The following is an 11,739-nucleotide window of genomic DNA, read 5'->3' as shown; positions in this document are numbered from 1 at the left end:
ACAAGCTTGTCCACCGCACCGGGCTCGTGCACAGCACAGATAAGGATCGCGCCGATGGCCGACGCCAGTGAGAAGGAACGTCAGAAGGAAGAGCTCTACGCGCTCGACATCTCGGGCGTCGAGTGGCACGGCGCCCCTGGGACGACTCCGGACGAGGAGCGGGTGGAGATCGCGTATCTGCCCGAGGGGGCGGTGGCGATGCGGTCCTCGCTCGACAAGGAGACGGTGCTGCGGTACACGAAGGCAGAGTGGGACGCCTTCGTACTCGGGGCGCGCGACGGGGAGTTCGATCTCCGCTAGGACCGCTTCCAGGCATACGCGTGAGGGGGTGGCCCGCCGAACGGCGGACCACCCCCTCACGTGTGTCGTCGGCGTCTCAGCCCATGTTCATGCGGAACCTGGCGGCGTTGCCCTTGTCGGTGTCCTGGTAGCCGATGACGGACTCGTCGAGCAGCTGCGCGATGCGCATCAGGTCCTGGTTCATGCCGGCCATGTCGCGGGTGAGACGGTCCTGGCTCTCGCGGTACGCGATCTTCGCCTCACCTTCCCAGTTGGATGCGACGCGGTTGACCTCGGCCATGAGGTCCTCGAGCTTCTGGCTGAGCTGCGTGGAGGTGAGGCGGACGTCGCCCGCCGCCTGCGTCACGGTGTCGTAATTGACGGCAGTGGTCATGTTCTTGGCTCCTGGAATGAGAGACGTGAAGGAGAGTCCGGCCCGAAGGATCAGGCCATGCCGAGGATGGCGCTCTGGCCGCTGCCGCTGTCGTCCATCTTGCGGAAGGACCGGATACGCTCCTCCTCCTCGCGCGTGAAGCCGTCCGCGCTCATCCGCATGACCTCTTCGAGCTTGACCAGCTCGACGCGCATGTTGCGCAGGCGCAGGTTCAGGTCGTTCTGGACCCGGTCGTACTCCTTGCTGGCCGCACCCTGCCAGCCGGCCTGAATGCGGTCCACGACGCCGTTGAGCGAGGTGATGCGTGCCTGCAGCTCGTCGTGGAAGTCCTGGATCCGGCCGGCGAGCTTGATCTGTTCGGCACTGGTTACGTTCAGGTCTTTCGACATCTTGCCCCTTCTTCCTTCGGTGGCGTCGACGGTTCTGCCGTCGGGCCCTCCGGTCGTGATACGGACGGGTATCTCTTGATGCCGCCCCCGTGCTGGGTCACTGCACTGCCGTGTCCCCGACCGCCACTCTAGCCATTTGGTACGACAGTTCCAACTGCAAAGGACCGAACTGGTACTTGGCGAATCGGCTCACCGGGCGGCTCCGTGACGGCGCCTGCTGTCGCGGATCACGGTGGCGGTCCCGGCGACCACCGCCACCAGCACACCACCGATGCCGAGGGCATAGGTGGCGAGTCGTTCGGTACGCTCCTGCGGCGTCTCGGTCAGCGCCAGGTGGGCCGGTTCGGGCGCGGGTGGCTTGGGCGGGCCCGGGTCCGGCGTGGGGGCGTTCTGCGGTACGGCTCCGTCGGCGAGCGCCCTGACCGGGTCGACGACGCCCCAACCGACGTGGTTGTCACGACCGTTGACGGACCGTACGGCGGTCTGCTCGATGCGGGCGACGATCTGGGCGGGGGTCCAGTCGGGGTACTTGGCGCGGAGCAGGGCCGCGACCCCGGAGACGTACGGGGCGGAGAAGCTGGTGCCGTTGTCGACGCACTGGCCGCCGCCGGGGACGGTGGAGACCATGTCGACGCCGGGCGCCGCGACGCCCACGAAGGTGCCGGACTGGGAGAACACGGCCCGTTCGTTGTTTCGGTCGGAGGAGGCGACGGCCAGCACGCCCGGGAAGGCCGCGGGATAGGTGTTCTTGAGTTTGCCGTCCATGCCGTCGTTGCCCGCCGAGGCGACGACGACGACCTTCGCCTTCAGCGCGCGGGCCACCGCCCTGCCCATCGCGGAGTCGGGGCTCAGCGGCTGGGTGGTGTCCTGCGAGATGTTGATGACATGGGCGCCCTTGGCGACGGCGTGGTCGATCGCCTGCGCCATCGTGTCGGACTTGCCGCTGTTCTTCTCGTCGTTCTGGCGGATCGGGATGATCGTGGCCTCGGGGGCCAGGCCGACGAAGCCGGTGCCGGGGCGCGGGCGGGCGGCGATGATGCCGGCCACCTTGGTGCCGTGGCCGACCAGGTCGACCGTGCCGTCGGTCTTGCCGCGCTGTTCGTCGCCGGGGCCCGGGTTGTTCTTGTCGGGCTTCAGATAGTCCTTGCCGGCCTTGGCGTCCACCGCGGTCTCCAGCTGCGGGTTGACGTCGTCGACTCCCGTGTCGATGACCGCGACCCGGATGCCCTTGCCCTTGGTGTCCTGCCAGAGCTCGTCGAGGAGGACTCGCTGGAGCGACCAGGGGATGCCCTCGATCTGCTTCTTCATCGGGAAGGTGCACTCGCCGCTGCCGTCGACGGACAGCTCTCGCGGTTCCTCGGCCGCGACGGCGGCCGGCGGGGCGGCGAGCAGGCCCGTCAGGACGGTGGCGGTGAGGAGGGCCGCCGTTCGGTACGTCACCGGTGCCACCCCCTTACGAACCCTGCGGCTGACGCGCGCTGTTGGTGTCGAGTCGCGGTCCCTTGGACAGGAACTCCGACCAGGTGATCGGGACGAGGACCGGTGTGACCTTCTCGTAGCCGAGACGCGTCTGTGCTTCGCTCGGTTCCGGGCGGCCGTCGGTCTGCTTGTCCTGGTCGCCCGTTCCGATGTCGGAGCGCGCGGCGTCGCTGTCGCCGTTCGCCTGGACCGCGTAGCGCAGGCCGGTGTCGGTGACCAGGAAGAGCGAGCCGTCGGGCTTGGTCTGGTTGCCCTGGACCTGGGTGTAGAGCAGGCCGCTGCCGGGCGTCACGTAGGTGCTGGTGCCGCCGGCGGTGATCTCGGCCGGGTACTTCGTACCGGCCCAGGTGGTCAGGGTGGTCCTGCCCTTGTCGTCCACGCTGTTGAGGACGCTGCACACGGTGTCCCGGGCGCCCGCGCCGCCGACGGCGTTGACCTGGGTGGACTTGCGGGTCGGCCAGCGGTACTGGGCGGCGAAGGTGGCGGCGTCCGGGACGAAGGAGGCGGCGTCGACGGCGGTGGCCTGGCCGTCCATGTCGAGGGTGTCGGTCTGCGGGGAGTTGATCAGCAGCCAGGCGGTGAACTCGGAGACCGGCTGGACCTTCCCGGGCAGCACCACGTAGTGCTGCGGTCCGGAGCCGGTCTGGGCGATCAGGACCATGCCCACCCGGTCCTCGGTCTTGGTCAGGCCGCCGCCGATGCCCGCCGCGTCGCCGACCTTGCCGGGGACCTGCGGGAACTCGACCGGGCTGCCGGTGTGCAGGGTGGCGAGCCAGTCGTCGGTGACGGACTGCGGTTCCTTGTGGAGGCCGACGAGGGCGGTGGTGAGGCCGGCGGACTCGTCGGGCGTGCCGGGCACCAGGTACTTCGTACCGGTGTGGTCGACGAGGTAACGGGCGCTGTCCTTCTGGCCCTTGACGTACATGATCTGTCCGTCGGCGAGCTTCTGCCCCTTGCCCTCGGTGCGGTGGAAGTCCCGCTCCGCGAAGACGAAGGTCGCCTTCTGGACGCTGCCTCCGGCGCCGCCGCCGGGCTGTTCACACACGGCCCAGCGCTTGGCCTTGCCGGCCTCGCCCGCGGCCGGCAGCCGGTCGGGCGCGTAGGGGATGCCGAGGATCGGTCCGCGCGGCGGATCGCCCTTGTCGAGCGTGGAGTCGTCGACCTGGATGACCGCGAACTCCTGCGGGGTGAGCAGCAGCCGGGCGGAGGCGAGGTTGAGGACGGGGTGCAGCAGCGTCTTCTTGTTCTTGCCCTTGCCCGTGGAGAGCACGACATAGCGGGTGGTCGACTGCTTGCCGACGATCACCTTGGTGCCCGGCTTGTCCCAGCCCTTGGGCGCCTTGGGGCTGAACATGCCCCAGGCCCCGAAACCGGCGAGCACCAGCGCGCCGACGATCAGGCCGGGGACGACCGCGCGCAGCGGCCTCGGCGCCCCCTCCTCCGTACCCGAGGGCGAAGGTTGGAGGAATGCGGCCACCGTGCGCTTCTTCGCAAAGGTGTACGCGTTGAGCTCATCCCGCCGTGATGCCATGAGTCCCCATATTCGTCAGACGCAGTCTTCACACGGGAGACCGGGGAGCATGGCACCCGGGCTCCGGCTGTCGGACCGGCCCCCTACTATGCCTGCTGTCCGGCAGTGCGTGTGGGGCGGGTAGGGTGATCCAGCCGCCAAAGCCCTGGCGGGCCAGGGTGATCGGGACGAATTGGGGGGATTCTCCATGATGGCATCCGCGACGCGGACGCGGCCCGCGGCGGCCGCACCCTCCTCCGCGCCCGCGGCGCAGCCGCAGGGCGGGGCCCCGGCGTCGGTGGCACCACGGCTGCAGGCACGCCCGGGACACTTCGGATCGTTCCGATTGCAACAGCTCGTGCTGATCGAGGTCGCGGCGGCGCTGTTGCTCGTGGCGTGGGTCGTCGAGCCGTTGTTGCTGGTCCCGGCGGGTGTGGTCGCGGCGCTGCTGGTGCTGCTCGCGGTGGTGCGCCGGCACCGCCGGTCGATGCCGGAGTGGCTCGGGACCTATCTCGCCCTGCGCGCGCGGACGCGCCGGGCCGCCTCGCTCACCGTGCCGGAGGGCACGGAGCCGGGTCTCGCGCCGGTGGTGGAGTGCGATCCGGCGCTGCGGACCTACACGTACAGCGACCGGGACCGCCGGCCGGTCGGGATGATCGGTGACGGCACGTTCCTCACCGTGGTGGTGCGGGTCGAGTCGGACGGCACGGCGCTCCGCCCGGACCGCTCGGCGCGGCCGCTGCCCGTCGCGCTGGTACGGGACGTGCTGGAGGTCGACGGCATCCGGCTGGAGTCCGCGCAGGTCGTGCAGCACACCCAGCCCGCGCCCGCGCCGCATCTGCCGGCGCAGTCGATGGCGGCACGCAACTACGCGCCGCTGCAGGCGCAGACGGGTTCGCCCGCGCTGCGGATCACCTGGGTCGCGCTGAAGCTGGACCCGGAGCTGTGCCCGGAGGCGGTCGCCGCGCGCGGTGGCGGCATGGAGGGCGCGCAGAAGTGTGTGGTGCGGGCGGCGGACCAGTTGGCGAGCCGGCTGGCCGGCGCCGGGTTCCGGGCGACGGTGCTCACCGAGCAGGAGCTGACGGGGGCGATCGCCACGTCGACGTGCGCGAGCCCGATGGCCATAGCGCAGGCCGGTCGCGGTCAGGCGCAGGCCCGCCGGACCCAGGAGACCGCGCGGACCTGGCGGGTGGACGACCGGCGGCACACGACGTACTGGGTGGGGCGCTGGCCCCAGCTGGGTGGCGCGGGCGGGGGCGCGGGGGCGTCGATGCCGCAGCTGATCGCACTGCTGACCTCGCTGCCGGCGCTGGCGACGACGTTCAGTCTGACGCTGAGCGGCGGTGACCGTCAGGAGGTGACGGTGACCGGCCATGTGCGCATCACCGGGCGGAGCGACGAGGAGCTGGTGGCGGCCCGGCACGAACTGGAGCGGGCGGCACGCGGGGTGAAGACGGGTCTGGTGCGGCTCGACCGCGAACAGGGGCCCGGCATGCTGGCCTCGCTGCCGCTGGGAGGTGCGCGCTGATGTCCTTCTCTTCTTCCACGGGTACGGGTTCCATGGGTACGGGTACGGGTTCCATGGGTACGGGGCCTGGTGCGGGTACGGGTGCCGGACGGCACGGCCGGTCGGGCCGGGGAGCCGGACGGGCCGCCAAGCCGCGGTTCGGGTTCGGGCTCATCGGGCCGCGCCGCGACCGCCACGCGGTGCCGCTGGAGCAACTCGGCGCCCTCGGCCTGCCGGTCGGCGACGACGGCATGGTCATCGGCGTGGACGCGGAGGGCCGGCCCGCGGTCCTGGGCATCAACCGGCCCACGCCGTACGAGGTGACGCTCATCGGCGGTCTGTGGACGGCGCAGGTGATGGCGTTGCGCGCGGCCGCGACGGGGGCGCGGGTCGCCGTGGAGACAGGCCGTGCGCCGGCGTGGACGGCGCTCGCGCAGGCCGCGGGCGGCGGTCAGCCGTGCGTCACGCTGCACGATGTCGGACGGGTCCCGCCGCAGGGCGCCTCGGCCGGCAGCCCGGTGGTCGTGGTGCGGGACTGCGGTATGCGGCCGCCGCGCGGCCGAGTCGTCTCGGGCCCCTGGCAGTCGGTGGTGACGCTGCTGCCCTATCTGAGCCCGGTGGCGCCGCGTCTTCTGGAGAAGTCCTCACTGGTCGGCGTGCAGCGGGTGTCTCCGGACGAGGCCGCGCAGATCGGCCGGATCATGGGCATCCCGCGTGCGGAGTCCGAGGCCTTGTCGACGCTCGCCGACGGGGTGACGCTGTGGTGTACGCCGAGTGACCGTCAGTTCGTGATGACCCAGGCGACGGATGCCGAGACCGGATTGTTGGGCAGCGCGCGGCGCATGGACTGAGCACACGCGACTATTCAAGTCCGTCCGTTTATGTGCCGATTTGAATCGCCATTCGATCACCTGGGCGTTCACTCTGCGGTGGGGGCAGGTCACTTGGGGGCGAGACGTGACCTATCGGACGGGCGGGGACGGGTTGTCCGCCCTGCCCCATCGACACTGTTGGCGATTAGGGTGGGAGGGGCCCGCCCACGACGGCACAAGGGTGCGCGACCACACCAGGAGGCAAAGTGAACGGCGATCGGGACGAGATCCACGGGGGCTGGAATCCGCCCGTCGATGATCAGTCCGACGCGGATCCCGCCGAGATTACGGGTGAGTTCACCATCGACTACACCCCTCCGGCCTGGTACACGCAGAACGCGTCGGGCAGCGGGGGCGCGGGGGGCGTGACCCCACCGCCGCCGACAGGCGCGCCCGTTGCCGTGCCGGGGCTTCCGGCGGGCAGCGGTTTCGAACCTCAGTGGACGCCGGCTCCGGCTCCGGCCGCGCCTTCGGCTCCGGCCGCCACTCCGGAGCCCCCGGCTTCGGCTCCGATTCCCGCTCCCGCCGCTCCGGCGGACGGAGGGTCGTTCGGTGGCGGGGACCTGGAGAGCGGCGCGACGATGCGGTTCTCCCCCGCGACGCTGAAGCGCGAGATGGCGGAGATCGCCGAGCGCGCGGAGAACAGCCGGACCGAGACCGCCGACACGGCCGCGGGCCAGGGCGTGGGGGGCGACCGTGCCCCGCAGCAGGGCGGCTCCCCGGAGCAGCCGGCCGCGAGCGGCGCGCCCGCCGGTCTCGACGCCGGCTCGCCGCAGGCGACGGGGGGAGCTGCCGCGAGCGCGTCCGACGGTGACGGCCCGGCAGAGGCCGACCCGTCGGCGACGACCGGCTCGGGCGGCGCACCGGACTCGCCCACCGCGAGCCCGGCCCTCCCCCAGCCCGACGCGGCGACCGGCGACGGCCACGCGGGGGGCGCGGACCCGTCCGCGACCGCCGATGCGACCGCCGCACCGGAGCAGCCCGCCCCCGCGGGCGACCGCCCCGCGGGAGCGGCGGATGACGAGGCGCCCGGCACGGGCGAGAGCCCTGCGGCCGAGGACGCGACCGCAGGCGGCGACAGCGCGGAGCCGGAAGGCACCGAGGCCGGTGCGGCGAGCCCGGGTGCCGAACCGGCCGTACGGTCCACGGGCGAGGGGGCCGCCCCGGCGCCCCTGGACGCTGCGCCCGCCACCCCCGAGGACTCTCCCCAGGACGCCGCGCCGATCGCGCCCGCCGCGCCCGAGCCGTGGAACCCCGGCGCCCCGCAGGGTGGTGCCGGACTGCCGCCGCTGCCGCCGTCCTTCCAGCCTGCGGCGCCCGCGTCCGCGCCGCAGTGGCCCGCGCCCGCCGGTGACCAGCCGGTCCCCCCGGCCGCTCCGCTGCCCGCCGCCGCGTCGTGGCCCACCCCGGGGACGCCGGGCGCCCAGCCGCCCGTACCACCGCAGGCCGCTCCCGGCGGTTACGGCTTCCCGCAGCCAGGACAGCCGATGCCCGCGCCGGGGCCGGTGCCCCCGCAGGCCCAGGCTCCCGACACCAACGCCCCCGCCCCGCAAGGCGGATACGGCTTCCCCCACCCCGGGGCCCCGCAGCCCGGCGCACCCGCCCCGCAAGGCGGATACGGCTTCCCCCACCCCGGTGCGCAGCAGCCCGCCGCCCCGCAGCCCGGCGCACCCGCCCCGCAGGGCGGATACGGCTTCCCCCACCCGGCCGCCGCCCAGCAGCCCGGCACACCCCCCGCCCCGCAGGGCGGTTACGGCTTCCCGCATCCCGGCGCCCAACCGGTGCCCGGGCAGATGCCGCCCGAGCAGCCGATGCCCGCACAGCAGGCTCCGGTGCCCCAGCAGCCCGGGCAGCCGGGGGTGGATCCGCGGACCGGGGCGGCCTGGCCCACGGCGGTCACGCACGACCAGCGCGAGCGTTCCGTGCCCGGCGCCCCGCTCGGGTACAACGCGGCCGTGGAGCTCTCCTCCGACCGGCTGCTGCGCAACAACAAGCAGAAGCCCAAGTCCAGCCGGACGCCCGGTGCCGCCGCCCGCTTCAAGCTCGGCGGCAAGAAGGAGGAGGCCGAGCGGCAGCGCAAGCTCGACCTGATCCGTACGCCGGTGCTGTCCTGCTACCGGATCGCGGTCATCTCCCTCAAGGGCGGTGTCGGCAAGACCACGACGACGACCGCGCTGGGCGCGACGCTCGCCACCGAGCGCCAGGACAAGATCCTCGCGATCGACGCCAACCCGGACGCCGGTACGCTCGGCCGCCGCGTGCGGCGCGAGACCGGGGCCACCATCCGGGACCTGGTGCAGGCGATCCCGTATCTGAACTCGTACATGGACATCCGCCGCTTCACCTCGCAGGCGCCCTCCGGTCTGGAGATCATCGCCAACGACGTGGACCCGGCCGTCTCGACGACGTTCAACGACGAGGACTACCGGCGCGCGATCGACGTCCTGGGCAAGCAGTACCCGGTCATCCTCACCGACTCCGGCACCGGTCTGCTCTACAGCGCGATGCGGGGTGTGCTCGATCTCGCCGACCAGCTGATCATCATCTCCACGCCCTCCGTCGACGGTGCCTCCAGCGCGTCGACGACGCTCGACTGGCTCTCCGCGCACGGGTACGCGGAGCTGGTGCAGCGCTCCATCACGGTCATCTCCGGGGTTCGCGAGACCGGAAAGATGATCAAGGTCGATGACATCGTGCAGCACTTCCAGACCCGCTGCCGCGGGGTTGTCGTGGTGCCGTTCGACGAGCATCTCGCGGCGGGCGCCGAGGTCGACCTGGACATGATGCGGCCGAAGACCCGTGAGGCGTACTTCAACCTTTCGGCGATGGTCGCCGAGGACTTCGTACGGGCGCAGCAGGCGCAGGGGCTGTGGACCGGTGACGCTCAGGGTGGCATGCCACCGCACATGGCCCCGCCGATGCCGGGACAGCCGGGACAGCCGCAGGCGTACCCGTCGCAGGGCCAGCCGTATCCGCAGCAGCCGGGACAGCCGTACGCTCCCCAGGCACCGCAGCCCGGTCAGCCGTACGGCGGACAGCCGGGCCAGCCGGGGCAGCAGCCGTACCCGCAGCAGGGGCAGCCGCAGCCGTACCCCCCGCAGCAGCCCTATCCGCAGCAGCAGGCGGGGCAGCAGCCCGGCGTCCCCCAGGCCTGGCAGCAGCAGCCCGCGGCCCCGCAGCCGCCAGCGGACGCGCAAGGTCATGTCCCGCCCTCCGGATGGCCGCAGCAGCCTCCGCAGACGCCTCCGCAGGCTCCGCCAGCCCCTCAGCAGTAAGGCGTCACAGGAGTAGACCAATGAGGCTCCGCACCGGTTCGCCGGGGCGGAGCCTTCTTGTATTCCCGCAGTCCACAAGGGGTTTGAGTCATCGTTGACTCACCCGTCCACCGCTGATAGACCTTCGCTTCACCAGTTGGCGCCCCAAGATCCACGACGCGAGGTCACGTCCCATGGTCATGGTCACGAAGGTTCCACCCCGCCCGGTCGTCCCCGGCAGACTCCTGCGACTCCTCCTCGCCGCCGGCGTCACCGCCACCGCCGTGGTGGCCGTCCCACAGGCCGCCCAGGCGGCCCCTCCGGCGAAGGACGACGCGAAGGGCGGCGGCACCACGCTCACCGTCGCCGTCTCGCAGAGCATCGACTCGCTGAGCCCCTTCCTCGCCCAGAAGCTCGTCTCCACCAGCATCCACCGGCTGGCCTACGAGTACCTCACGAACTACGACGCCAAGGACGCCAAGCCCATCCCGGGCCTCGCGACCGAGTGGAAGTCCTCGCCGGACAAGCTGACCTGGACCTACACGATCCGCACGGACTCGAAGTGGTCCGACGGCAAGCAGGCCACCGCCGAGGACGCCGCCTGGACCTTCAACAAGATGATGACGGACGAGAACGCCGCCACCGCGAACGGCAGTTTCACGTCCAACTTCAAGAAGGTCACCGCGCCCGACCCGCGGACGCTCGTCATCGAGCTGAAGAAGCCGCAGGCGACGATGACGGCGCTGGACGTGCCGATCGTGCCCAAGCACGTCTGGGAGAAGGTCGGCGACTTCTCGAAGTTCAACAACGACAAGACGTTCCCGATCGTCGGCAACGGCCCGTTCGTCATCACGGACTTCAAGGTCGACCAGTACATCAAGCTGAAGCCGAACAAGGGCTTCTGGCGCGGCGCGCCCAAGTTCGACGAGCTGGTCTTCAAGTACTACAAGGACGGGGACGCGGCCGTCGCCGCGCTGCAGAAGGGTGAGGTGTCCTTCGTACCGAATCTGACACCCGCTCAGGCGGCGGCGCTGAAGTCGGCGAAGAACATCAAGGTCAACGACGCCCCCGGCCGCCGCTTCTTCGCGCTGGCCACCAACCCGGGCGCCCGGTCCAAGGACGGCAAGACCTTCGGCAACGGTCACAAGGCGCTGCTCGACCCGGCCGTCCGCAAGGCGCTGTTCCTGGCCGTGGACCGGACCACGATCGTCGACAAGGTCTTCCAGGGCCACGCCGTGGAGGGCGAGGGCTACATCCCGCCGCGCTTCGGCCAGTACTTCTGGAAGCCGGGTGCCGGGCAGAAGCTGGGATACGACCCCGCGCAGGCCGAGCGGATCCTCGACCAGGCCGGGTACCGGAAGAACGGTGAGGGCAAGCGCGTCGGCAAGGACGGCAGGCCGCTGGACTTCCGGATCCTGTGCCACGCCACCGACCCGAACGACAAGGCGGTCGGCAAGTACCTCCAGGAGTGGTGGGGCGAGCTCGGCATCGGGCTGAAGGTCGAGTGCCTCGACAACGTCGGCGACCCGTGGACGAAGGGCGACTACGACCTCGCCTTCGACGGCTGGTCGGTCAACCCGGACCCCGACTACGTTCTGTCGATCCACACCTGCGGCACCCTGCCCGCGACGCCGAAGGACACCGGCGCCACCGACAACTTCATCTGCGACCCGCGGTTCGACGCGCTGTACGCGCGGCAGTCGGCGGAGTACGACGCCGCCAAGCGGGCGGATCTGGTCAAGCAGATGCAGTCCCGGCTGTACGACACCGGGTACATGAACGTCATGGCGTACCCGAACGCCCTCGAGGCGTACCGAACGGACCACATCACGTCGATCACCACGATGCCGGAGGCCGCCGGCAACCTCTACGGTCAGGACGGCTACTGGAGCTGGTGGTCGGCCGTGCCCGCGGCCTCCGGCGACGGTGAGGAATCCGGTTCGTCGACCGGCGTCTGGCTGGTGATCGGCCCGGCTCTCATCGTGCTCGTCGCGGTCGGCGTCTGGGCCGCCGTGCGCCGCCGCTCCACCGCCGACGACCGCGAGTAGTCGCGTG

At 71.5% G+C, this 11,739-nt stretch carries 9 protein-coding genes; 5 read left to right on the top strand and 4 right to left on the bottom strand.

What is annotated here, in order from left to right; genetic code table 11:
• The first annotated feature begins 54 nt into the window (after positions 1-54).
• Complete coding sequence (locus ABZY12_RS28385; protein WP_356895205.1) at positions 55-300, top strand: DUF397 domain-containing protein; 246 nt, start codon at positions 55-57, stop codon at positions 298-300.
• Between the two features lie 76 nt (positions 301-376).
• Here ABZY12_RS28385 and ABZY12_RS28380 read toward each other — a convergent pair whose 3' ends face one another.
• From ABZY12_RS28380 to eccB, 4 genes are all read right to left on the bottom strand, one after another.
• Positions 377-673 (bottom strand): WXG100 family type VII secretion target, encoded by a 297-nt coding sequence (locus ABZY12_RS28380; RefSeq protein ID WP_356895203.1) that lies wholly within the window; start codon positions 671-673, stop codon positions 377-379.
• A gap of 50 nt (positions 674-723) precedes the next feature.
• The gene (locus ABZY12_RS28375) at positions 724-1,062 is read right to left on the bottom strand and encodes a WXG100 family type VII secretion target (RefSeq protein WP_356895201.1); all 339 of its coding nucleotides are present in this window, start codon (positions 1,060-1,062) and stop codon (positions 724-726) included.
• A 189-nt stretch (positions 1,063-1,251) separates the two neighbouring features.
• Complete coding sequence (gene mycP / locus ABZY12_RS28370; RefSeq protein ID WP_356895199.1) at positions 1,252-2,502, bottom strand: type VII secretion-associated serine protease mycosin; 1,251 nt, start codon at positions 2,500-2,502, stop codon at positions 1,252-1,254.
• Between the two features lie 13 nt (positions 2,503-2,515).
• Positions 2,516-4,072 carry a type VII secretion protein EccB gene (gene eccB / locus ABZY12_RS28365; protein ID WP_356895197.1) on the bottom strand — a complete coding sequence of 519 codons (1,557 nt, stop codon included), beginning with the start codon at positions 4,070-4,072 and terminating at the stop codon, positions 2,516-2,518.
• 187 nt (positions 4,073-4,259) lie between these two features.
• Here eccB and eccE point away from each other — a divergent pair, with 187 nt between their 5' ends.
• From eccE to ABZY12_RS28345, 4 genes are all read left to right on the top strand, one after another.
• Entirely contained in the window at positions 4,260-5,579 is a 1,320-nt protein-coding gene (gene eccE / locus ABZY12_RS28360; protein WP_356895195.1) for a type VII secretion protein EccE, read from the top strand.
• Positions 5,579-6,409 carry a hypothetical protein gene (locus ABZY12_RS28355; RefSeq protein ID WP_356895193.1) on the top strand — a complete coding sequence of 277 codons (831 nt, stop codon included), beginning with the start codon at positions 5,579-5,581 and terminating at the stop codon, positions 6,407-6,409. Before eccE ends, ABZY12_RS28355 begins: the two co-directional genes overlap by 1 nt.
• A gap of 227 nt (positions 6,410-6,636) precedes the next feature.
• Positions 6,637-9,705: an SCO5717 family growth-regulating ATPase gene (locus ABZY12_RS28350; protein WP_356895191.1), complete on the top strand. Its 3,069-nt coding sequence runs from the start codon at positions 6,637-6,639 to the stop codon at positions 9,703-9,705.
• Between the two features lie 179 nt (positions 9,706-9,884).
• Positions 9,885-11,732, top strand: coding sequence for an ABC transporter substrate-binding protein (locus ABZY12_RS28345; RefSeq protein ID WP_356895189.1), 1,848 nt, complete (start codon positions 9,885-9,887; stop codon positions 11,730-11,732).
• The last annotated feature ends 7 nt before the right edge of the window (positions 11,733-11,739 follow it).

This window comes from Streptomyces sp. NPDC006551 (assembly GCF_040611675.1).
GTDB lineage: Bacteria > Actinomycetota > Actinomycetes > Streptomycetales > Streptomycetaceae > Streptomyces.
Note: the sequence above shows the minus strand (reverse complement) of the source record. Positions and strands in the feature narration are given on the sequence as shown.